Raw genomic sequence first — 22,163 nt, forward strand, 5'->3', positions numbered from 1 at the left:
CACGGTTGGGCCGGCAGCGGCTGGGGGCAAATCACCCTGCCGCGCATCGGCCAGGAGGTCATCGTCGACTTCCTCGATGGCGACCCGGACCAACCCGTGGTCACGGGCCGCAGCTACCGCGTGGGCAACCGCCCGCCCTACGAACTACCCAGGCACCAGGTGCTCAGCACCCTCAAGAGCAAGGAGCACAAGGGCCAGCGCGCCAGCGAGCTGCGCCTGGACGACACCACCGGCGAAATCAGCGCCGCGCTGATGAACGACCATGGCCAAAGCCATCTCCACCTGGGCTACCTCACCCACCCACGGCCCGACGGCGGCCAGCCGCGCGGCGAGGGCTTCGAGCTGCGCACCGACCTGCACGGCGCCTTGCGCGCGGCGCAGGGGATGCTGCTCAGCACCGAGACACAAGCCAACGCCAACGGCGGCCTGCTCGACCGCGCCCAACTGGTCAGTACCCTGGAGGCGGCGCTGGAGTTGGCCAGGACCCTGGGCGACTACGCCGGTGAACACCAGGGCCTGGCCCACCAGGCCAATCCCCAGGAAAACCTGACCGAGGCCGTGCGCGCCATGGGCCATGGCGCCAACGACCAGGCCGACGGCGGCGGCAATGGCAGTGAACCGATCATTGCCCTCTCCGCGCCGGCCGGCATCGCCCTGGCCAGCCCGCGCAGCATCGCCCTGGGCGCCGGCGAGCACATCGATGCCGCCGCGCGCGAGCAGGTGCAACTGACTGCCGGCGAGCAGATGCTGCTCAATGCCGGCCAGGGCCTGGGCACCTTCGCCCAGAGCGGCGACATGCGCCACATCGCTCACCAGGGCGAACTGCTGCTGCAGGCGCAGCACAACAGCGCACGCCTGGAAGCCGACCAAAGCGTGGAGATCAGCGCCAGCAACGAGCACATCCTGGTCAAAGCCCAAGAGCACATCACCCTGCTGTGCGGCGGCGCCTATCTAAAGATGCAAGGTGGCAACATCGAGTTAGGCATGCCCGGTAACTTCATCGTCAAGGCAGCCAACCACACCCACGTGGGTGGCGCTCATGCCTCCGCACTCTTCAACGAGTGGAGCAATGCTCCCTTCGATGATTCGTACATCGTTCGCGATGAGCGCACCGGCAAAGTTCTGGCCAACACTCCCGTGGAACTGCTCCGCAGTGACGGTGCTCTGCTCAAGCTAACCACGGACGCCCAAGGCCGCCTGCCCAAACAGAAGGACCTTCGCATGGACGCCGTGGAGCTTCGTCTCGCTTCAGCCGCTCCGCCCTCCGGCAACGACATGGAGTCCACGTCATGACCTCAAACTCCCCCGATAACACGAGCGAAGTCGTCATCCCTCGCGGCCGCGACGAACAAGGTCAGCGTGTCTACCGCACAAATCTCACTGCTGCCAGTGACAATCGCCCCAAGGTACTGCTCGCCAGCCGCCCAGCACCTCTACCTGTCGTCTTCTTGCCCGGCATCATGGGCAGCAACCTGCGCAACAAGGAATCCAAGGAAATCGTCTGGCGGCCCCCGAACGCAAGCCTTGCTCCCCGCGATGTGCTGGGTGCGATAGGTGCATTATTCACGTGGTGGCGACGAGGGCCAAAGAAACGTCAGAAGCTACTGAACCCTGATCAAGTTGAGGTGGACGACAGCGGTTCCATTGATCCTGGAAAGTCCGGCCTTTCCAAGGAAGCCACGCGCTTCCGTGGCTGGGGCACAGTAATGCGTAGCTCCTACAACCCAGTCATGGCCGTGCTGGAGCAACGACTGGACAACATCCTCAAGCTCGGCGAACTGGAACCCTGGTGGAGCGACGAGGCCCTGGCCTCGCCCAGTGACTATGGCGAGGAACTCGGCCAAGCCCAACCGTTGAACAAGGAAGAACTTGAGTACGCCGCAGCCTACCAGTTCGATGTGTGGTGCTGTGGCTACAATTGGCTGCGCTCCAACCGCGACTCCGCCCAGGCCGTACGCGACTTCATCGAAAACACCGTGCTGCCGCATTACCGCGACAGCGGCCAAACCACCGCTGAGCAGATGCAAAAGATGAAAGTCATCCTGGTCACCCACTCCATGGGGGGACTGGTCAGCCGTAGCCTTACTCAACTGCTCGGCTACGACCGAGTACTCGGTGTGGTCCACGGCGTACAACCGGCCACCGGCGCACCCGCCATTTATCACCATATGCGCTGTGGCTACGAAGGCATCGAAAGAATCGTGCTGGGAGCCAATGCTGGCGAAGTCACCGCCGTGGTGGCCAACTCGCCCGGTGCATTGGAGTTGACACCCAGTGCCACCCACCGCGGCGGCAGACCTTGGCTATTCCTACGTGACGAGCAAGGCAATATTTCTCGGGATAAAAATGGAAAACCCCGTGCCTATCCACAAAACCGTGATCCTTATGATGAGATCTACAAGAACCCGGATTGGTATGGCCTGGTGCCAAAGCAGAATGAACGGTATTTGGATATGTCAGAGTCCCCTCAAAGCAATGATTCAATGCAAAGTCCAAGATCAACATTCAACGATTCAATAAATGCTGTTGCAAAGTTTCATCGCGCCTTAGCTAAAGAAGGATATTACTGCGAAACCTATGCTCACTATGGAGCTGAGGCCAGCCAGGATACGCATAGCTGGCGCGACGTAAACTGGAAAGGCGATATCAATGCATTGGAACAGCCTGACGTCAAAGTAAAAGACAATGGTCGGGGCAAGTACAACACTAGCACGCGCAGTCGCGCCCCCAAGCTAGGCCCCACCAATCCACTCTGGCGCGATCATGAAAAGATCGACGCTGGCGGTGACGGCACAGTACCCACTGACTCCGGCCAGGCTCCTGGCTTGGCTGGAATCAAAGCTAGCTTCCGCCATGGCAATCTGGGCAAAGGATCGCAAAATACCAAGCCTGGTTACGACCACCAGTCCAGCTACAACGACAACCGTGCCCGCTGGGCCACCATCTACAGCATCATCAAACTTGCACAGCGCGCGAACTGGGTGCCGGGAGATACCTGATGCGCGCCCTACTCAATCTCGCCCTGGTCACCTTACTCGGACTGGCCGGCTGCACACATACCTATTCCCCTGCACGGAACACCACCATGGACAAGACTGGATGGGTCACCCATTGCTTTGGCCGCTTCCTTATCGACCTACCGCCTCAAGCACAGATCAGAGCAGGCTATGATCTTTGGGGCGTCGGTATAAAGCGTCTAGATGAAACATCATCCTCACTAGTCGCTCGGATCAATCTACGTGAGCAGGAACTCAAGATAGAAAAGCATGACACCAAAGGCCATCTTTTCATTAAGCGATTAGAGCTTGAGAATGGTGCCACCGGCTTACTTTCTTGGCTCCATGACACCAGTCAGGAAACACTTCTCCTAGACACTTTTCTAGTCGCCTCCCCGAGCAAAAAATTCTTCCAATATCCTAATAAGATAAGTATTGGTCGTGAGAAGCGAGGAATTGCATTTTCCAATGCGCTAGCTCAAAACCTACGCTCACTCGCTCCCCTGGAAGTCCCCAGCGACTCCGGATTCTGTATCGATGGCGCATACATCTCTGGCAGCAGCTTCCAACGTGAAGGTTTCAATGTCGGTGTCACCTTTCCCGATCATCCCGGCGCCTTCTTCAGCTTCAGCACCGACACCGGCGCCGAAGAAGACCAACTGCTCGACCGGGTCGGTGGATTCCTGGCAGGCGCAGCCAAAATGGTGGCCGGCCTTGAAACCTTACGCAAAGGCCAGCACAATATCGGGCCTATCCCCGCGCAGGAGTACCTGGTTGCCGGCAGTGCCGAAGGGCAACGCGCCTATTCCTTTGCCTGGGAATCGCAAGGGAAGGACGGCTCACTTTCAGAGCCCAATATTACGGCCGGCCTGGGAGTTCTGGAACGCGATGCCGACAGCCATGGCAATCCACCGCCTCCAGCTTTTCGCTCCGACCAGGAAGCACTGGAGCTGTGGGACGCCATCATCGACAGCATCCGCCTGCGTCCTGGCGCCGTGGGCCCCAGTTCAGCGCAGAACGCCCCCTCCAACGCAAGCCAACATGGTTTGCGAGTCACATCCGGTACCCCCTGCCCCTGGCCGGGCGTGTGGACGTGCGAGGAAGCGCCGCAGCTAGGCGCGCAAACCATTGCCCATGGCGTACCCATGCCCTCGGTAGAGGGTAAAGCGGTGACATGGCGGCTACTGCGCGGGCTTTGAACCAGCCCAGAACGCTAACGGAGAGCCTCTGATGCTCCCTCACTGCCTTACCCTCGCCGCCTTCCTGAGTGTAGCCGGCTGCACCTCCTTCCCATCATCTGCACAGAACATTGTCATGGATAAGGCCGGATGGACCACTTACTGCCTCGGTCGTTTTCTTATCGATCTGCCACCACAAGCACAGCTTAAGGCAGACTATGACATTTGGGGGGATAGCATTAAACGCGTGCCTGAAACTCCCGACTCATTGGCCACCAAGATTAGTCAGCGCGAACATCAGCTCAAAGCATTACGACATAATGTCTACGGCAATGTGTTCATACAACGAATTAACTATACAAGCGGAGCCGTCACTTTACTCTCTTGGGACTCGGACCTACCCAACAGCAAGGAATACCAATGGATGGATGTCTATCTTGTTACTAAAGATAAGTGGCGCGCCTTCCAGTACAGCAGTGGTCTTATCCTCAGTAAACAGCCATCTGCTCTTGGACTCGCAGAAAACCTTGCCCAAAACCTGCGCCCCCGCGAGACCAACGAAATCCCCACGGGAGCGGGCTTCTGCATCGACGGCGCGTACATCACTGGTAGTACCTTCCAGAATGAAGGTTTCAATGTCGGTGTCACCTTCCCCAATCATCCCGGCGCCTTCTTCAGTTTCAGCACCGACACCGGCGCCGAAGAAGACCAATTGCTCGACCGGGCCGGCGGATTCCTGGCAGGCGCAGCCAAAATGGTGGCCGGCCTTGAAACCTTGCGCAAAGGCCAGCGCAATATCGGGCCTATCCCCGCGCAGGAGTACCTGGTTGCCGGCAGTGCCGAAGGGCAACGCGCCTATTCCTTTGCCTGGGAATCGCAAGGGAAGGACGGCTCACTTTCAGAGCCCAATATTACGGCCGGCCTGGGAGTTCTGGAACGCGATGCCGACAGCCATGGCAATCCACCGCCTCCAGCTTTTCGCTCCGACCAGGAAGCACTGGAGTTGTGGGACGCCATCATCGACAGCATCCGCCTGCGCCCTGGCGCCGTGGGCCCCAGTTCAGCGCAGAACGACACCCCCAACGCAAGCCAACATGGTTTGCGAGTCACATCCGGTACCCCTTGCCCCTGGCCGGGCGTGTGGACGTGCGAGGAAGCGCCGCAGCTAGGTGCACAAACCATTGCCCATGGCGTACCCATGCCCTCGGTAGAAGGTAACGCGGTGACATGGCGGCTACTGCGCGGACTTTGAAGGGCATGGAAAATGGCCAAGGAAATCCATGTTCAGCAGGACTACTCTACAGCTTCGTCGAGCCAACCCAGAACATTGGCAGGGCATTCGGAGAACTTCTGATGCACCCTTGGCACTACCTCACCCTCACTGCCCTGGTTGGTATAGCTGGCTGTACCCCCTTTCAATCTTCTGCACAAAACACCACCGTGGACAAGACTGAATGGGTCACCCATTGCTTTGGTCGTTTCCTTATCGACTTGCCACAACAGGCAAAGATCAATGCTGGCTATCAAATATGGCGTCCCTCTGTAAAACGAATCAATGAAACCCCAACATCATTAACCAATAAAATCAAACACCGCGAACAAGAACTAATTTCACTTCCTCATTCCCTCAAAGGGAGTTTGTTCATTCGCAGAGTTGAACATGGCAATGGATCAGTGACCTTACTGCATTGGGATTCAAATCTCACAAATAGCACCAAGTACGTTTCAAAAGAAACCTACCTTGTGGCTCATGGGGATTGGCGTGCCTATGAGTACTTTGGCGAGCTTTCTGCCGATAAACAAATCTCCTCATTAGCTGTATCGGAAAAAATCGCGAAAAATCTACACTCATTACAACACCGGGAAATCCCCAGCGACCCCGGCTTCTGTATCGATGGAGCCTACATCGCCGGCAGCACCTTTCAGCGTGAAGGTTTCAATGTCGGTGTCACCTTCCCCAATCATCCTGGTGCTTTCTTCAGTTTCAGCACCGACACCGGCGCCGAAGAAGACCAACTGCTCGACCGGGTCGGCGGATTCCTGGCAGGCGCAGCCAAAATGGTTGCAGGCCTTGAAACCTTGCGCAAAGGCCAGCGCAATATCGGGCCTATCTCCGCGCAGGAATACCTCGTTGCCGGCAGCGCTGAAGGGCAACGCGCCTATTCCTTTGCCTGGGAATCGCAAGGGAAGGACGGCTCACTTTCAGAGCCCAATATTACGGCCGGCCTGGGAGTTCTGGAACGCGATGCCGACAGCCATGGCAATCCACCGCCTCCAGCTTTTCGCTCCGACCAGGAAGCACTGGAGCTGTGGGACGCCATCATCGACAGTATTCGCCTACGCCCTGGCGCTGCGGGCCCCAGTTCAGCGCAAAACGGTGTCCCTGACACAGGTCAGCACAGCTTGCGAGCCACGTCCGGTACTCCCTGCCCCTGGCCGGGCCTGTGGACGTGCAACGAAGCGCCGCAGCTAGGCGCGCAAACCATTGCCCATGGCGTACCCATGCCCTCGGTAGAGGGTAACGCGGTGACCTGGCGGCTACTACGCGGAATTTGAATGGCACCAGATGGTCCAACCGAAGCAGAGTTCTTCGAAGTCTGGGATGCTGTAGTAGGCAGCATTCGATGCACGTGAGGGCATATTCTACGAACCCAGTGCCGCCTTGCATCGATTGCTCGACAGCACGTATATCGCCGATAACGTCCCCATTGGGGTGGTTCAGCTGCCCACCGACACACTCTGCATTATTCCTGAACCCTCTCGCTGGAAGACCGGTGGCTACGAGAGCATCGTCCTGTTCAAGCAGGCTCATTCATTGTGTTTCGTCACCTGGGCACACCGTCCAGATATGGAGCGCAGCGTCGTGATGGACGTTCTGACACTTTCCACCGAAGAATCGGACCGTACCATCCGCGACTTGCTAGACGAGGCGTTCCAAACCCCACAGCCAGGTGACGACCAGATCCGCCAACACTGGCGCAATTCACTCGACTACGCCATCAAAATGCTCCTGTACATGGCCGTACGTGATGCGCATGTCACTCGAGACCTCGCCCGTACCCAAGCCGCCAAGAGCCTCCCCTCTGGCCTGGGACGCCGAAAACGTGAGGCGTACCAGGTACAAGTTGACCACTTGTACGATCGCCATATCGTTGGCCCGGCCATCCTCGACGAGGAACCGGAGAGCAAGACGACAGCCAGCGGCGGACGGGAGGTCTCCAGCCATTGGCGCCGCCCCTATTTCAAGATGCAGCACTACGGGCCTGGCGCAGCTCTACGCAAAGTGGTGTTCTTCGGTCCTGCCATCGTGCGTGCCGACCGGCTCTGAGAACAAGGACCGGTTTGGTACGGCCTCTCATGGGCATGGTGGAACAAGGGCATACGAAGGAGGGGCTTTGCTCCCTCCTTCGATGATTGCTGGCGCTAAGCGAGTCCGTTCGACATAAGCGCTGAAGGCGGATAGGAAGGCAAGCTATCGTTCCGAGGCAAATATTGCGACCGCCACAGGATAGATTCGGTGGCGTGTATCCCGGCATCCCACTGGTCAACTAGGTTTGCCCATTTCTGCATCATCGCCCGCCTCTGCTCGACATACTGGGCATGGTTGTAGGCTTTACGCACTGGATTCTTATCGGCATGGGACAGCTGCGCCTCAATCCATTCTCCGGGATAACCCAACTCGTTGAGAGCCGTGGAAATCGTGCCGCGAATGCCATGGCCAGTGAGCTCATTCTGGAAGCCCATGCGATGCAACGCGTTATTCAGCGTGTTCTCACTGATACCCCGCTTCAGATCGCTCCGATGGGCCAACAGGTACCGCTGAGCCGGCAGCATTTCAGCAATCAGGTCCGTGACGATTGCCAAGGCCTGCTGTGACAAGGGCACGATATACGGCGGAATCTCCCGTACATCCTTGCCTGCACGCCGCTGTAGCTGCTTTACATTTTCCGGCGGGATGATCCAAAGGCCACGCTGGAGATCGAATTGTTCCGGCATAGCTTTCCTCAGCTCCCCTGTCCTTACCCCGGTCAACAGCAGCAGGCGCAATCCTTTGCGGGTTTTCGGCTCCCCTTTGTAACTGTTCAACTTGCTCAGAAACGCTGGCAACCGCTTCATTGTCAGATGCGGATTATGCGTTACAGGTGGTTTGGGCATGGCCACAATGTCCAAATCACTCGCAGGATTCCTGTCCAACCCGGCCTCAACCATGGCGTAGCGGAAAAACTTGTTGAGCCAGCCCCGGACCTTTTCGGCCGCGGTCATTGCCCCGCGCCGCTCGATACCACGCAACACGTCCAACAGGTCGTGCCGTGTTATCTCCGTGATGACGCGATGCCTCAGCGACGGAAGAACATCCTTCTTGAAGATTCGGTCAATCTGGCTGAGGGTACTCTGGCGCCCCTCCTTAAGCGTGAGGGCACGGAAGGCACGCCAGCGCTTGAAAAGTGTTTCAAAGGTGTTGTCAGAGGCATGCTGCGCCAGCATGCGCTGGTGCCGCCGCTGGACGCGGGGATCGATCCCTTTGGCAAGCCAACTGCGAGCGGTGTCACGCTGCCCCCGGGCCTCCCTGAGGCTGATTTCCGGGTAACTGCCAAGAGAGAGCCGCTGCTGCTTGCCGAACCAGGAAAAGCGGAAGTGCCAACTTTTTGAGCCCTTGGCACTCACGAAGAGCGCGAGCCCATCCAGATCGTTGAGCACATAGGGTTTACCGGAAGGCTTGGCTTGCCGGACTGCGGTGTCCGTTAAGGGCATGGTGCATCTCCAGTCTCGTCAGGCTGATGAGAGGAGATGACCCTTTTCGATGGGGAGCCTCCACCAAGAAACCGCTCCGCAACCTACCCCGATTGATGTACTAAAAAATCGTGGCTGGCGGTGAACGGCAGTGGAAGTCAATGGACGAAAAAAGGGACCAAAGGTCCCTAGTTTCAACCAGTTACGGAGTTCTATAGATGACTATGGACTTCCGTAAACCGAAAATTGGAGCGGGAAACGAGACTCGAACTCGCGACCCCGACCTTGGCAAGGTCGTGCTCTACCAACTGAGCTATTCCCGCGTCGTGTTGACGGGCGCCATTCTATCTTTTTCTGGAGCCTCGTCAACCCTTTGATTCAAAAAAAGTTATTTCTCTTTCGGGGTGGTGCTCAGGTGCGGCCAGGCGGCCAGCAGGTAGTGCAGCATGGACCACAGCGTCAGGGCCGCGGCGACGATCAGCAGCCCATAGCCCAGCAGCACCCAGAAGGTGAACACCGGGGCGTTGGCCAGCAGGATCACCAGCGCGGCCATCTGCGCGGCGGTCTTCCACTTGCCCAGGTTGGATACGGCGACGTGGGCGCGGGCGCCCAGTTCGGCCATCCATTCGCGCAGCGCCGAGACCACGATCTCGCGGCCGATGATGATCACCGCCGGCAGCGTCAGCCAGAGGTTGGCGTGCTCTTCCACCAGCAGCACCAGCGCCACCGCCACCATCAGCTTGTCCGCCACCGGGTCGAGGAAGGCGCCGAAGGGCGTGCTCTGCCCCAGCTTGCGCGCCAGATACCCATCCAGCCAGTCGGTCGCCGCGGCCAGGGCGAATACCGCGCTGGAGGCCAGGTGGCTGCCCGGGAACGGCATGTAGAACAGCAGGATGAAGATCGGGATGAGCAGGACGCGGAGCAGAGTGAGCAGATTCGGAATATTCATCGGGACCACTGGCCGGTGAGTTGAGCCCGGCATTCTACTCGCTGTGCAGGGCAGCATAAATCTGCTCGGCCAGCTTTTTGCTGATGCCCGGGGCTTTGGCGATCTCATCGATACTGGCGCGGCCCAGTTCCTGCAACCCACCGAAATGCTTGAGCAACTCGCGGCGGCGCTTGGGCCCTACCCCCGGCACCTCTTCCAGGCTCGAGGTGCGCCGGGCCTTGCCGCGACGGGCCCGGTGGCCGGTGATGGCGAAGCGGTGCGATTCGTCGCGGATCTGCTGGATCAGGTGCAGCGCCGGGGAATTCGCCGGCAGGGTGAATTCGTGCTCGGCATCGTTGAGGTAGAGGGTCTCCAGGCCCGGCTTGCGCGTCACGCCCTTGGCCACGCCGAGCAGGATCAGCCCGCTCACCGCCAGCTCCTGGAGCACTTCCCGGGCCATGGCCAGTTGGCCCTTGCCGCCGTCCACCAGGAGGATGTCGGGCATCTTACCCTCCCCCTCCTTCAGGCGGCTGAAGCGCCGCGTCAGGGCCTGGTGCATGGCGGCGTAGTCGTCGCCGCCGGTGATGCCCTCGATGTTGAAGCGCCGGTAGTCGGACTTCAGCGGGCCCTCGGGACCGAACACCACGCAGGAGGCCACCGTGGCCTCGCCGCTGGAATGGCTGATGTCGAAGCACTCCAGGCGCTGCGGCGGCTCGTCCAGGTCCAGCGCCTCGGCCAGGGCCTCGAAGCGCGCGGCCACGTGCTGGCGGTTGGCCAGGCGCGCGGCCAGGGCCTGCTCGGCGTTGGTGATCGCCAATTGCTGCCAGCGCGCGCGGGTGCCGCGCACCCGGTGGCTGATCTCCAGTTCGCGGCCACGGGCGCTGGCGATGGCCTCGATCAGCACCGGGAAGTCCTCGTGTACGGCGTTGACGATCAGTTCCGCCGGCAGCTCGCGCTCGTGGTGGCTCAGGTAGTACTGGCCGAGGAAGGCCAGCAGCACCTCGTCGACCTCCTCTTCTATGCCCACCTGGGGGAAGAAGTTCTTGCTGCCCAGCACGCGCCCGCCGCGCACGCTGATCAGGTGCACGCAGGCGCCGCCGGGGTTGACCATGGCGGCGATGACGTCGACGTCGCCGTTGCCGCCCTCCATGCTCTGCTGGTCCTGCACGCGGCGCAGGATGGCCACCTGGTCGCGCAGCTCGGCGGCGCGCTCGAACTCCAGGCGCATGGCCGCTTGCTCCATGTCGGCGCTCAGCTCATCGGCCAGCTGGTTGCTGCGGCCTTCGAGGAACATCACCGAATGGCGCACGTCCTGGGCGTATTCCTCGGGGCTGACCAGGCCGACGCAGGGCCCCTTGCAGCGCTTGATCTGGTACTGCAGGCAGGGCCGGGTGCGGTTGCGGAAGTAGCTGTCCTCGCACTGCCGTACCAGGAAGGCCTTCTGCAGCAGGGCCAGGCTCTCGCGGATGGCGCCGGCGCTCGGGTAGGGCCCGAAGTAGCGGCCCTTGGCCTTCTTGGCGCCGCGGTGCAGGGCCAGGCGCGGGTATTCGTCCTCGCTCGACAGGTAGACGTAGGGGTAGGACTTGTCGTCGCGCAGGAGGATGTTGTACGGCGGCCGCCATTCCTTGATCAGCGTCTGCTCCAGCAGCAGCGCCTCGGTCTCGTTGGCGGTGATGGTGGTCTCGACCTGGGCGATGCGCGCCACCAAGGCGGCGGTCTTGGGCGCCAGGCCGGTCTTGTGGAAGTAGCTGGCCAGGCGCTTCTTGAGGTTCTTTGCCTTGCCGACGTAGAGCAGCTTGGCCTGCTCGTCGAACATCCGGTAGACACCGGGGCGGCCGCTGCAGGTGGCGAGGAAGGCCGCCGGATCGAACACCGCGCTCATCTAGTTGCTGGCATCCACCATGCCGTGGCGCACCGCCAGCAGCGCCAGCTCGACGTCGCTGGTGATGGAGAGCTTCTCGTAGATGCGGTAGCGGTAGGTGTTCACCGTCTTGGGCGACAGGCAGAGCTTGTCGGAGATGCTCTGCACCTTGTGGCAGTTGGCGATCATCAGGGCGATCTGGATTTCGCGCTCGGACAGCGAGTCGAACGGCGAACCGCCCTTCTCCGGCTCGAAGGACTTCAGCGCCAGGCTCTGGGCGATCTGCGGGCTGATGTAGCGCTGCCCGGCGAAGACCTGGCGGATGGCCTGGACCATTTCCTCAAGCGCCGCGCCCTTGGTCAGGTAGCCGGAGGCGCCGGCCTGCATGAGGCGGGTGGGGAACGGGTCTTCCTCGCAGACGGTCACGGCCAGCACGCGCACGTCCGGCTGGCTGCGCATCAGCTTGCGGGTGGCTTCGAGGCCGCCGATGCCGGGCATCTTCACGTCCATCAGGACGACGTCGGGCTTGAGTTCCCGGGCCAGGCGCAGGGCGTCCTCGCCGGATTCGGCCTGCCCCACCACCTGCAGGCCCTCGATGTCGGCCAGCATGCGGGTAATTCCGGTGCGCACCAGATCGTGGTCATCGACCACCAGCACCTTGATCACACAGCACCTCATGCATAACTAGAGTGGAATCCGGCGCTGTGCGCGCCATCGAATCCGCGAACCTTAACAGAAAGCGATGCCCTGACCTAGCTTGGAACACAGCTGTCAAATTGCAAGCGCCAACGAACCAGCAAGCACCCCCGAAGCGCCCGCGCCAAGCTGACCAGGCGCCGAGCGAAGCGTCAAGGATGGGCATCACGACCATTCTTTCGGCTGAGACCGGTTGTCGCGGGGCGAAGCGGGGCTGACAGTGCCAACCCAGGCATCGACGCACGCCACCGCGGCCACGGCACATCCCCCGGCGCCGCCCTGACGGACGTCCGCCCGCGTTACAAAAGTGCCCGCCGTGCATCAACATGACGCACGACGAGCGCCGGACGTTACCGTTCGATGCCCATCCAGCACCCCGCCGCCCGCCTCCATCCCAACCAAATCGCCAGCGAATCAACGGCTTGTGTCTCGATCACCGATCCTGGCACGGCATCTGCTTAATTGCATGTATGGATAATTGGATACATAAATCCAAAAGGAGCGCCCCATGCGCCTGGTACCCAACTACGACCGCCAACCCGTAACCGCCGAGGAAGAGGCCTACAGCTACCTGCTGGACGCCATCTGCAAGGGCCAGTACCGCACCGGCGACCGCCTGATCGCCGAAGACATCGCCAACGACATCGGCATGAGCCGCATGCCGGTGCGCGAAGCCTTCCGCCGCCTGGCCGCCGAGGGCCTGGTGACGCTGCGGCCGAACCGCGGCGCCATCGTCAGCGGGCTGAACATCGAGGAGATGCGCGAAGTCTTCGAGATGCGCAGCGCCCTTGAAGGCCTGGCCATCCGCCTCGCCGTGCCGAAGCTGGGCGAACGCCAGCTGGCGCGCCTGGAACGCCTGCTCGACGAAATGGACGACTACCGCGACGACAGCGCCGAGTGGGTCAGCCGCCACCGCGTCTTCCACGAATACCTCTGCAGCCTCGCCGAGCGCCCGCGCCTGCTGCGCCAGATCAACGCCCTGTACTCGGTGATCGAGCCGCACATGCGCCTGTGGTTGCAGCACGTCGACAAGCCCATGAGCGCCCGCGAGGAGCACGCGGTGATCCTCGATGCGCTGCGCAGCGGCGACGCCCGCGAAGCCGAGCGGGTGCTCTGCGAGCACATCGAGGGCACGGTGCCCTCGCTGCTGAAGTTCCTCGAAGCAAAGGGCGCCTGAGACCCACGCTTCGCCTGTCCCGTTGAACTGCCCCGGCAACCTCGCCCACTGGAGCTGAACATGTTCGTACGCAGGATCCCGCAGTGCCTTCTCGCCCTCTGCCTGGCCGCCCCGCTGGCCCACGCCGACGCGGTGAAAATCCCCGATCGCCTGCAAACCGCCGACAAGGTGGTCTTCTGCGGCGGCATGGACTCCCCGCCCATGGGCTTCTACGACGCCTCGCAGAAGCTCACCGGGGTCACCGTCGACCTCGGCGAGGCCATCGCCAAGCGCCTGGGCGACAAGAAGATCGAATGGCGGGTGACGCCCTTCTCCGGGCTGATCCCGGCGCTGCTGGCCCGGCAGTGCGACATGCTGGTGGACCAGCTGTTCGACAAGCCCGAGCGGCGCGAAGTGATCGACATGGTCAACTACATGTATTCCAGCCAGGCCGTGGTGGTGGCCAAGGGCAACCCCAAGGGCATCCACACCCTCGACGACCTGTCCGGGAAGAAGGTGGCGGTGCTCAACGGCTCGACCATCCGCACCCTGCTCGACGCCCACAACGAGAAGCTGAAGCAGGCCGGCAAGGCGCCGATGAAAGTCGTCGTCTACAACACCGACACCGACGCCTTCCAGGCCCTGCGCATCCAGCAGGCCGACGCCTACGGCACCACCGTGGAAACCGCCGGCTACTACCAGGGCATGGCGCCGGACCTGTTCGAGACCGGCGTGCCGGCCTTCGCCCGCATCCTCACCGGCCTGGGCATCCGCAAGGAAGACAAGCAGCTCAGCGCGGCGGTGCAGCAGATCATCCAGGACATGCAGGCCGACGGCAGCTACCAGGCGCTGCTCGCCAAGTGGCACATCGAAGGCGACAAGCTCGACTGAGCCGAGGTGACCGACCATGAACTTCAGTTGGGACGTGTTCTGGCAATACCTGCTCAAGCCGAGCGACATCTACCTGTACGGGCTCTGGCTGACCTGCGTGATCGCCGTCAGCGCCATGCTCCTGGGCTGCGTGCTCGGGCTGCTGGCGGCGCTGATGCGGCTGTCGTCCAACCCGCTGCTGCAATACCCGGTGCGCTTCTACGTGTGGCTGATGCGCGGCACCCCGCTGCTGGTGCAGATCGTCTTCCTCTACACGGCGCTGGCCGCCGGCGGGGTGTTCCGCTTCGAGGACCTGGACCTGGGGCTGTTCGTCCTGCCCGGCAACATCCAGGCGGCGATCATCGCCCTGGGCCTCAACGAGGGCGCCTACATGGCCGAGATCATCCGCGCCGGCATCGGCGCAGTGGACAAGGGCCAGTACGAGGCCGGCAAATCCCTGGGCATGACCTTCGCCAAGCTGATGCGGCGCATCGTCCTGCCCCAGGCCTTCCGCGTCATCGTCCCGCCGCTGGGCAACGAGTTCAACGTGATGCTGAAGAACACCACCCTGGTCAGCGTGATCGGCGTGCAGGAGCTGCTGCTGAGCACCCAGATGGTCACCTCGGCGACCTTCCGCGTGTTCGAGCTGTACCTGGTGGTGGCCATCTACTTCCTGCTGCTGACCACCCTCTGGGGCTTCTTCCAGCGCTGGCTGGAAAAACGCTTCGGCAAGTCCGAAGGCAACACCCCGGCGGCGCCGAGCCGGATGTTCGGCCAGCAGGCCATGAAACTGCTGAGGGGGCGCTGAGATGATTCCGACCGCGAAAGACGTGGTGATCCAGGCCCGCGACGTGCACAAGGCCTTCGGCGAGCTGGAGATCCTCAAGGGCGTGTCCCTGGACGTGCACCGCGGCGAGGTGGTGGTGCTGATCGGCGCCTCCGGCTCGGGCAAGACCACCTTCATCCGCTGCATCAACCACCTGGAAGACATCCAGGGCGGCAGCATCCGCGTCAACGGCGCGCTGATGGGCTACCGCGAGCGCGCCGACGGCAAACTGGTGCGCGACTCGGAAAGCAACATCGCCCGCCGCCGCCGCGACATCGGCATGGTGTTCCAGCGCTTCAACCTGTTCCCGCACATGACGGTGCTGGAGAACATCATCGAGGCGCCGGTGCAGGTGCTCGGCGTGCCCCGCGGCGAAGCCCTCGAACAGGCGCGCCGCTTGCTCGCCCGGGTGCGCCTGGCGGACAAGGCCGAGCACTACCCGGCGCAGCTCTCCGGCGGCCAGCAGCAGCGCGTGGCCATCGCCCGCGCCCTGGCGATGAAGCCCCAGGCGATGCTCTTCGACGAACCCACCAGCGCGCTGGACCCGGAAACCGTGGGCGAAGTGCTGCAGGTGATGAAGGAGCTGGCCGAGGAAGGCATGACCATGGTGGTGGTGACCCACGAGATGGGCTTCGCCCGCGAAGTGGCCGACCGCGTGGTGGTGCTGCACCAGGGCGAACTCATCGAAGAAGGCCCGCCGGCCCAGGTGTTCGGCAACCCCCACCACCCGCGCACGCGGGAATTCCTCAGCCGCGTACTCTGATTCAAGGACGCCCTCCATGCTGCGTTTCTCCGCCCACGAATACCCCTACGCCTCCCAGCGCCAGAGCGTCTTCGCCCGCAACGGCATGGTCGCCGCCTCGCAGCCGCTGGCCGCCGAGGCCGGCATCGCCATGCTGCGCGCCGGCGGCAACGCCATCGACGCGGCCATCGCCACCGCGGCGGCGCTGACGGTGGTCGAGCCCACCGGCTGCGCCATCGGCGGCGACGCCTTCGCCCTGGTCTGGGTCAAGGACCAGCTGCACGGCCTGGACGCCAGCGGCCACGCCCCCGCCTCGCTGTCCATCGACGCGGTGAAGGCCGCCGGCCACGGGAAGATGCCGGTGCACGGCTGGCTGCCGGTCACGGTGCCGGGCATACCCTCGGCCTGGGCCGAGCTGTCCGCGCGCTTCGGCAAGCTGCCCTTCGCCGATTTGCTGCAACCGGCCATCGCCCTGGCCCGCGACGGCTTCCCGGTGTCGCCGGTGGTGGCTCACCAGTGGGAAATCGCCCGCCGCGAATACCAGGCCAGCCGCGCCGCTGAGCCGGTGCTGCAAGCCTGGTTCGACACCTTCACCCTCGACGGCGAAGCGCCGCGCGCCGGCCAGCTGTTCCGCAACCCGGCCCAGGCGCGGACCCTGGCCGAACTGGCCGAGACCAAGTGCGAGAGCTTCTACCGCGGCGCCATCGCCCAGCGCCTGGCGGCGCACTCCGCGGCTAGCGGCGGCCACCTGGGCGCGGCGGACCTGGCCGGCTACCGGCCGAAATGGGTCGAGCCGATCAAGGCCAACTACCGCGGCTACGACGTCTGGGAAATCCCGCCCAGCGGCCAGGGCCTGATCGCCCTGATGACACTGAACATCCTCCAGGGCTTCGACTTCGACCAGCGCGACAGCCAGCTCACCTGGCACCGCCAGCTGGAAGCGATGAAGAAGGCCTACGCCGACGGCCTGCACTACATCACCGACCCCGAGCACATGCGCGTGGCCGCCAGCGCCCTGCTGAGCGAAGCCTACGCCGCGCGCCGCCGCGCCGAGATCGGCGAGCGCGCCCAGGCACCGCAACACGGCGACCCGCACGCCAGCGGCACCGTGTACATCGCCACCGCCGACGGCGAAGGCAACATGGTCTCCTTCATCCAGAGCGCCTACCACGGCTTCGGCTCCGGCGTGGTGCTGCCCGACAGCGGCATCGCCCTGCAGAACCGCGGCTCGGAATTCAGCCTCGACCCCGGCCACGCCAACGCCCTGGCCCCGGGCAAGCAGACCTTCCACACCATCATCCCCGGCTTCCTCAGCAAGGACGGCGTGGCGGTCGGCCCCTTCGGCGTGATGGGCGGCTACATGCAGCCCCAGGGCCACGTGCAGGTGGTGATGAACCTGGTGGACTTCGGCCTCAACCCGCAAGCCGCGCTGGACGCCCCACGCTGGCAGTGGCTGGGCGGGATGAAGGTGGGCATCGAACAGGGCGCCCCGCGCGACCTCGCCTTCGCCCTGGCCCGCCGCGGCCACGAGGTGGAAGTGGCCTGCGACCTGACCGACTACGGCCGCGGCCAGATCATCGTCCGCGACCCGCAGACCGGCGTGCTCTGCGGCGGCACCGAACCGCGGGCGGATTCGCATATCGCGGTGTGCTGATCGCGGACGGAGTCCGCTCCTACGCGCCATGCCATTCCATGTAGGAGCGGATTTATCCGCGATTTCGCCGGCAAGGCCGGCGCTCGGTCATTCCCGTAGGATGGGTTGAGCGAAGCGATACCCATCACCGCCACCACATGGGTTTCGCAAGCTCAACCCATCCTACGAAAGGCACCTCGGCGCAAGCCGGAACACCGCACCCCAAAACCGCCCATCCCCCGCCGACCGATCAGAAATTTCCATTGCCCGAATCAGCGGTTTCAAATGGAACGCTGCCTTCCCCCCTGCGTATCCTGCGCGCCGCGCCGGCTGGCGCCGTTCTTGCTTATTTTTTGTGACAAATTCATGACAAGCGTTGTCTGCTATTACAGATGTATGTGGCAAGCAGTATCAGGGGGTGCCCATGGGTAGTGCGATCAAGGAACGGGCGACAGTGATCTGCCGTCAGGACGACAAGATCCTTTTCGTGCGCAAGGCCCGGCGCAAATGGAACCTGCCCGGTGGCCGCATCGAGGCCAACGAGGCCCCGCGCCAGGCGGCCCAGCGCGAGCTGGCCGAAGAAACCGGCCTGCAGGTGGAGGCCATGGCCTACCTCGCCCCGCTGGAGCTGTACCAGACCCTCCACTACGTGTTCGAAACGGCCCTGCCCGAGCCGCAGAACCCCCAGCCGCAGAACGAAATCGCCGACTGCCGCTGGTTCTCCCTGGACGAACTGGCCAAGCGCAACGTCAACAAGGCCATCAAGCGCCTGCTCAAGGACTACCGCAACCCGCAGGCGCAGCAGTCCTCCAGCGCCTGACGCCGCCAGGCCGGCTCGCGAAAATACGGCACATCCGGCCCCTGTTGGGCGCAACTGCCTACAGGCCGCGCCGAAGCGCCCTTCGTAGGATGGGTGGAGCGAAGCGATACCCATCGCCCCTCCCCGTCGCCGGCCCTGCCGGCGGGATCGCGGATGAATCCGCTCCTACCGTACGGCCAGGCCCGGCTTCTCGTAGGAGCAACTGTCTTGCCGATTGCACCGAGGCGCTTTTCGTAGGATGGGTTGAGCCTTGGCGAAACCCATGCGGCCACGGCGATGGGTATCGCTTCGCTCAACACCATCCTACGAAAGACGCCGGTGGTTTCGGCTATCGCGGATAAGATCCGCTCCTACGCAGCCCCATCCACGCCATTCCCATGTAGGAGCGCGCCCTGCGCGCGATTCGCGGGCAGGGCCGCCGCCTCAGGGCGCGCCGAACAACAGGGTCCAGTACACCCCCTGGTCACTGCGCGCCTCGCTGGCGTATGCGCCGCCGACCTGGGTGAACAGCGGGTTCATCAGGTTGGCGCAATGCCCGGGGCTGGCCAGCCAGCTGGCCATGGCCTGGCTCGTCGAGCCCTGCCCGGCGGCGATGTTCTCGCCGATCTGGCGGCCGCGGTAGCCGGCGGCGCGGGCGCGGTCGGCCGGGGTGTCGCCGTCGGCCAAGGTTCAGCGCCGCCCAGCGCCGCTCAGCCGCCGCCCTGGGCGCGGGCCGCGCGGTAGCGTCCGGGGCTCATGCCGGTCCACTGGCGGAAGGCGCGGTGGAACGCGCTGGGCTCCTGGAAGCCGCAGCGCGCGGCGATCTCGGCGATGCTCAGGCTGGCATCATCCAGGCACTCGAAGGCCAGCGCCCGGCGCACCTCGTGCTTGATCATCTGGTAGGAAAAGCCCTCGCGCTCCAGTTGGCGGCGGAAGGCCGATTCGCTCAGCGCCAGCTGCGCGGCCATCTGCGCCTGGGATGGCCAGTCGAGGTCGCCGCCGGCCTTCAGGCGGCGGTAGACCTTGGCCGACAGCCCGGAACGGTTGCGGAAGCGCACCACCACGCCCTCCGGGGCCTGGCGCAGGAACTGCTTGAGGCTGGCGAAGTTGCGGATCACCGGCAGCGCCAGTTGCTGGGCGTTGAACTCCAGCTCGGTGTGGTCGGCGTCGAAGCGGATCCACGGCCCCCACAGCAGCGGCTCGGCGCCGTGGGGCGGCTGCGGGTGGCCGAAGCGGGCGCGGTCGGGGTTGATGCGCCGCCCCACCAGCCAGCAGGCCACGCCGATCACCATGCTCAGGTAGATTTCCTCTGCCACGCAACGCAGGGTGGCGTCGTCGATGCGCGTGTGCAGCACGATGGCCGCACGGTTGCCGCGCAGCTCCAGGTGCGCGCGGATGTCACGCAGGAACAGGTTGAAGCCGGCCAGGCACTGGCGCAGGGCGCGGCCCAGGTCCGGCTCGTGCAGCACGCTGCGGCAGACCATGGCGAAGGCGCCGCGTGGCAGGCCGGCGGAATCGAAGGCGAAGAACTCGTCGCCCAGCTCCTCGGTGAGCAGCAGCCACAGGCGCGTCACCGCCTCCGCCGGCACCCGGTGCAGCGGCTCGTCCAGCCAGTGCGGCTCGATGCCGGCCTGCGCCAGCAGTTCGGCGGCGCGCTGCGGGCGGTCGGCCAGGCGGTGCAGCGCGGCCTTCACGAAATAGGCCGCCACCGAGTCGCGCCGGCGCGGGGCAGCCGTCCGTTCCTCGGGGCCCAGGGCGGGTTTCATCATCCGATATGTCCAAATTCGTCGGCCGGGACTGCGCAATTCTGGCATAGGACGCCGCCGCATCGCCTTCTAGACTGCTCGCCATTCTGCCAGGAGCCCTTCCCATGCACAGACCAGAAGTCTTCGTCGTCAGCGCGGTGCGCACCGCCATCGGTACCTTCGGCGGCACCCTCAAGGACACCCCGCCCGCCCAGCTCGCCACCCTGGTCACCCAGGCCGCGCTGGCCCGCGCCAACTGCGACGCGCAGCGCGTCGAGCACGTGGTGTTCGGCCACGTCATCCCCACCACGCCCAAGGACGCCTACATCAGCCGCGTGGCGGCGCTGCAGGCGGGCATTCCCAAGGAGGCCCCGGCCTTCACCGTCAATCGCCTGTGCGGCTCGGGCCTGCAGGCCATCGTCAGCGCGGCCCAGGGCCTGATGCTGGGCGACTCGCGCATCGCCATCGCCGGCGGCGCCGAGTGCATGAGCCAGTCCGGCTACCTGGTGCCCAGCGCCCGCTGGGGCGCGCGCATGGGCGACGTGAAGATGCTCGACTACATGCTCGGCGCCCTGCAGGACCCGCTGCACGGCATCCACATGGGCATCACCGCCGAGAACATCGCCAAGCAGCACGGCATCACCCGCCAGGACCAGGACGCCCTGGCTCTGCAGAGCCAGCAGCGCGCCGCCCGCGCCATCGCCGAAGGGCGTTTCGCCGGGCAGATCGTGCCGGTGGAGATCCGCAGCCGCAAAGGCACCAGCCTGTTCGAGGTGGACGAGCACGTGCGCGCCGAGGCCAGCCTCGAGCAACTGGCCAAGATGAAACCGGCCTTCCTCGAAGACGGCAGCGTCACCGCCGGCAACGCCTCGGGCCTGAACGACGGCGCCAGCGCCCTGCTGCTGGCCAGCGCCGAGGCGGTGAAGAGCGAGAACCTGCAGCCCATCGCGCGGGTGGTGGCCTATGCCCACGCCGGCGTCGAGCCCACCCTGATGGGCCTTGGCCCGATCCCGGCCACCCGCCTGGCCCTGCAACGCGCCGGCCTGAGCGTGGCCGACCTGGACGTGATCGAGTCCAACGAGGCCTTCGCCGCCCAGGCCTGCGCGGTCAGCCGCGAGCTGGGCTTCGACCCGCAGAAGGTCAACCCCAACGGCTCCGGCATCTCCCTGGGCCACCCCATCGGCGCCTCCGGCGCGATCATCGCCACCAAGGCCATCCACGAGCTGCAGCGCATCCAGGGCCGCTACGCGCTGGCCACCATGTGCATCGGCGGCGGCCAGGGCATCGCCGTGATCTTCGAACGCGTCTGATCGGGCCGGCCGGCCCCGAAGGCGCCCAACCCACGAAACGGGCGCGCCGCGGCCGGCCGCCCTTTCGGCGCGCCTTCCCGGCAAGCAGCCCGATACGACGTACAGGTGCCCAAATGACCGCCTCCCCCGGCTCGCGTTTCGCGCGCAACCGCCCCAAGGCCCTGGAGCTCTTCGCCCGGCGCGGCTTCGCCCAGGTCAGCCTGCGCGAACTGGCGCGCCACCTGGAGCTGACCGCGGGCTCGCTCTACAGCCATTGCGCGAGCAAGGAAGAGCTGCTGCTGGAGTTCATCGAGGAACACTACCTGGCGCTGCTTTCGCTGTTCGACCAGCGCCGGCTGCGCGGCTGCCCCAAGGCCGCCCTGCAACGAGTGGTCGAGGGCCTGGTGGCGTTGTACGAAAGCAATCCCCTGCACTTCCAACTGGCCACCCGCGACGCCGGCTGCCTCAACGACGAACAGCGCCAGTGCGTCGAACGGCTGCGCCGACAGCTCGGCCAGAAGCTCGATGCGCAGCTGGGCGCCGCCGGCTACGCCAGCCCCGGCCAGGCCTGCCAGCCCACCCTGGAGCTGTTCGAACACCTGCCCCTGTGGCTGGCCCGCTACCCGCTGGACCAGCAGCAGCGCTGCGCCGCCCTGCTGCGCTCGCTGACCGCCGCGCTGGCGCCTGGCGCCTGAAGCGGCGGGGCCGGCACG

At 64.1% G+C, this 22,163-nt stretch carries 18 protein-coding genes, 1 tRNA gene and 2 pseudogenes; 14 read left to right on the plus strand and 7 right to left on the minus strand.

Going from position 1 to position 22,163, the window contains the following annotated elements; all coding sequences use genetic code 11:
• The 6 genes from RN02_RS29510 to RN02_RS29530 form a co-directional block, all read left to right on the plus strand.
• A partial coding sequence (locus tag RN02_RS29510; protein WP_152623837.1) for a DUF2345 domain-containing protein occupies nt 1-1,293 on the plus strand: 1,293 nt, incomplete at its 5' end.
• Nucleotides 1,290-2,999: an esterase/lipase family protein gene (locus tag RN02_RS32915; RefSeq protein WP_082033921.1), complete on the plus strand. Its 1,710-nt coding sequence runs from the start codon at nt 1,290-1,292 to the stop codon at nt 2,997-2,999. The genes RN02_RS29510 and RN02_RS32915, both read left to right, overlap by 4 nt.
• Entirely contained in the window at nt 2,999-4,195 is a 1,197-nt protein-coding gene (locus RN02_RS33590; RefSeq protein ID WP_152623838.1) for a T6SS immunity protein Tli4 family protein, read from the plus strand. The genes RN02_RS32915 and RN02_RS33590 overlap by 1 nt, the downstream gene beginning before the upstream one ends.
• A 31-nt stretch (nt 4,196-4,226) precedes the next feature.
• Nucleotides 4,227-5,426 (plus strand): T6SS immunity protein Tli4 family protein, encoded by a 1,200-nt coding sequence (locus RN02_RS32920; protein WP_152623839.1) that lies wholly within the window; start codon nt 4,227-4,229, stop codon nt 5,424-5,426.
• Between the two features lie 101 nt (nt 5,427-5,527).
• Nucleotides 5,528-6,730: a T6SS immunity protein Tli4 family protein gene (locus RN02_RS33595; protein ID WP_152623840.1), complete on the plus strand. Its 1,203-nt coding sequence runs from the start codon at nt 5,528-5,530 to the stop codon at nt 6,728-6,730.
• 106 nt (nt 6,731-6,836) lie between these two features.
• Nucleotides 6,837-7,502 (plus strand): hypothetical protein, encoded by a 666-nt coding sequence (locus RN02_RS29530; protein ID WP_152623841.1) that lies wholly within the window; start codon nt 6,837-6,839, stop codon nt 7,500-7,502.
• Between the two features lie 206 nt (nt 7,503-7,708).
• Here RN02_RS29530 and RN02_RS29535 read toward each other — a convergent pair.
• The 5 genes and pseudogenes from RN02_RS29535 to gacA all read right to left on the minus strand — a co-directional run.
• Nucleotides 7,709-8,926: pseudogene (locus tag RN02_RS29535) on the minus strand (tyrosine-type recombinase/integrase); the annotation flags it as partial.
• Between the two features lie 226 nt (nt 8,927-9,152).
• Nucleotides 9,153-9,228: transfer RNA gene (locus RN02_RS29540), tRNA-Gly, on the minus strand.
• Nucleotides 9,229-9,293: 65 nt separating this feature from the next.
• Nucleotides 9,294-9,854 (minus strand): CDP-diacylglycerol--glycerol-3-phosphate 3-phosphatidyltransferase, encoded by a 561-nt coding sequence (gene pgsA / locus RN02_RS29545; RefSeq protein WP_009619678.1) that lies wholly within the window; start codon nt 9,852-9,854, stop codon nt 9,294-9,296.
• A 34-nt stretch (nt 9,855-9,888) separates the two neighbouring features.
• Complete coding sequence (gene uvrC, locus RN02_RS29550) at nt 9,889-11,715, minus strand: excinuclease ABC subunit UvrC (RefSeq protein ID WP_043318897.1); 1,827 nt, start codon at nt 11,713-11,715, stop codon at nt 9,889-9,891.
• Nucleotides 11,716-12,360, minus strand: coding sequence for a response regulator transcription factor GacA (gene gacA, locus RN02_RS29555; RefSeq protein ID WP_009619673.1), 645 nt, complete (start codon nt 12,358-12,360; stop codon nt 11,716-11,718). It abuts the gene before it with no gap.
• A 538-nt stretch (nt 12,361-12,898) separates the two neighbouring features.
• Here gacA and RN02_RS29560 point away from each other — a divergent pair.
• The 6 genes from RN02_RS29560 (at nt 12,899) to RN02_RS29585 (ending at nt 18,437) form a co-directional block, all read left to right on the plus strand.
• Nucleotides 12,899-13,567 carry a GntR family transcriptional regulator gene (locus RN02_RS29560; protein WP_043318899.1) on the plus strand — a complete coding sequence of 223 codons (669 nt, stop codon included), beginning with the start codon at nt 12,899-12,901 and terminating at the stop codon, nt 13,565-13,567.
• Nucleotides 13,568-13,627: 60 nt separating this feature from the next.
• On the plus strand, nt 13,628-14,437 hold the full coding sequence (locus RN02_RS29565; protein ID WP_043318901.1) for an ABC transporter substrate-binding protein: 810 nt from the start codon (nt 13,628-13,630) through the stop codon (nt 14,435-14,437).
• Nucleotides 14,438-14,453: 16 nt separating this feature from the next.
• Nucleotides 14,454-15,224, plus strand: coding sequence for an amino acid ABC transporter permease (locus RN02_RS29570; protein ID WP_009619669.1), 771 nt, complete (start codon nt 14,454-14,456; stop codon nt 15,222-15,224).
• A gap of 1 nt (nt 15,225) precedes the next feature.
• Entirely contained in the window at nt 15,226-16,005 is a 780-nt protein-coding gene (locus RN02_RS29575; RefSeq protein ID WP_043318903.1) for an amino acid ABC transporter ATP-binding protein, read from the plus strand.
• Between the two features lie 16 nt (nt 16,006-16,021).
• Entirely contained in the window at nt 16,022-17,638 is a 1,617-nt protein-coding gene (locus tag RN02_RS29580; protein ID WP_043318905.1) for a gamma-glutamyltransferase family protein, read from the plus strand.
• A 403-nt stretch (nt 17,639-18,041) separates the two neighbouring features.
• Nucleotides 18,042-18,437 carry an NUDIX hydrolase gene (locus RN02_RS29585; protein WP_052267932.1) on the plus strand — a complete coding sequence of 132 codons (396 nt, stop codon included), beginning with the start codon at nt 18,042-18,044 and terminating at the stop codon, nt 18,435-18,437.
• A gap of 423 nt (nt 18,438-18,860) precedes the next feature.
• Here the strand turns inward: RN02_RS29585 and RN02_RS29590 are convergent.
• Together RN02_RS29590 and RN02_RS29595 are read right to left on the minus strand one after the other, a co-directional pair.
• A pseudogene (locus RN02_RS29590) lies at nt 18,861-19,097 on the minus strand (CAP domain-containing protein); the annotation flags it as partial.
• 29 nt (nt 19,098-19,126) lie between these two features.
• Nucleotides 19,127-20,185, minus strand: a complete 1,059-nt coding sequence (locus tag RN02_RS29595; protein ID WP_052267933.1) for an AraC family transcriptional regulator — start codon at nt 20,183-20,185, stop codon at nt 19,127-19,129.
• 101 nt (nt 20,186-20,286) lie between these two features.
• On the opposite strand from RN02_RS29595, the gene RN02_RS29600 reads away from it, so the two are divergent.
• A complete protein-coding gene (locus tag RN02_RS29600) occupies nt 20,287-21,471 on the plus strand; it encodes an acetyl-CoA C-acyltransferase family protein (protein ID WP_043318908.1) in 1,185 nt (394 codons plus the stop codon).
• A 113-nt stretch (nt 21,472-21,584) separates the two neighbouring features.
• Nucleotides 21,585-22,145, plus strand: coding sequence for a TetR/AcrR family transcriptional regulator (locus RN02_RS29605; RefSeq protein WP_009619641.1), 561 nt, complete (start codon nt 21,585-21,587; stop codon nt 22,143-22,145).
• Nucleotides 22,146-22,163 lie beyond the last annotated feature (18 nt).

Source organism: Pseudomonas sp. PI1 (assembly GCF_000812405.1).
GTDB lineage: Bacteria > Pseudomonadota > Gammaproteobacteria > Pseudomonadales > Pseudomonadaceae > Pseudomonas > Pseudomonas citronellolis.

Coding starts and splice junctions, on each gene's coding strand:
- RN02_RS32915 (WP_082033921.1), top strand. CDS start 1,290: ATGACCTCAAACTCCCCCGATAACACGAGCGAAGTCGTCATCCCTCGC.
- RN02_RS33590 (WP_152623838.1), top strand. CDS start 2,999: ATGCGCGCCCTACTCAATCTCGCCCTGGTCACCTTACTCGGACTGGCC.
- RN02_RS32920 (WP_152623839.1), top strand. CDS start 4,227: ATGCTCCCTCACTGCCTTACCCTCGCCGCCTTCCTGAGTGTAGCCGGC.
- RN02_RS33595 (WP_152623840.1), top strand. CDS start 5,528: ATGCACCCTTGGCACTACCTCACCCTCACTGCCCTGGTTGGTATAGCT.
- pgsA (WP_009619678.1), bottom strand. CDS start 9,854: ATGAATATTCCGAATCTGCTCACTCTGCTCCGCGTCCTGCTCATCCCG.
- uvrC (WP_043318897.1), bottom strand. CDS start 11,715: ATGAGCGCGGTGTTCGATCCGGCGGCCTTCCTCGCCACCTGCAGCGGC.
- RN02_RS29560 (WP_043318899.1), top strand. CDS start 12,899: ATGCGCCTGGTACCCAACTACGACCGCCAACCCGTAACCGCCGAGGAA.
- RN02_RS29565 (WP_043318901.1), top strand. CDS start 13,628: ATGTTCGTACGCAGGATCCCGCAGTGCCTTCTCGCCCTCTGCCTGGCC.
- RN02_RS29570 (WP_009619669.1), top strand. CDS start 14,454: ATGAACTTCAGTTGGGACGTGTTCTGGCAATACCTGCTCAAGCCGAGC.
- RN02_RS29575 (WP_043318903.1), top strand. CDS start 15,226: ATGATTCCGACCGCGAAAGACGTGGTGATCCAGGCCCGCGACGTGCAC.
- RN02_RS29580 (WP_043318905.1), top strand. CDS start 16,022: ATGCTGCGTTTCTCCGCCCACGAATACCCCTACGCCTCCCAGCGCCAG.
- RN02_RS29585 (WP_052267932.1), top strand. CDS start 18,042: ATGGGTAGTGCGATCAAGGAACGGGCGACAGTGATCTGCCGTCAGGAC.
- RN02_RS29595 (WP_052267933.1), bottom strand. CDS start 20,185: ATGATGAAACCCGCCCTGGGCCCCGAGGAACGGACGGCTGCCCCGCGC.
- RN02_RS29600 (WP_043318908.1), top strand. CDS start 20,287: ATGCACAGACCAGAAGTCTTCGTCGTCAGCGCGGTGCGCACCGCCATC.
- RN02_RS29605 (WP_009619641.1), top strand. CDS start 21,585: ATGACCGCCTCCCCCGGCTCGCGTTTCGCGCGCAACCGCCCCAAGGCC.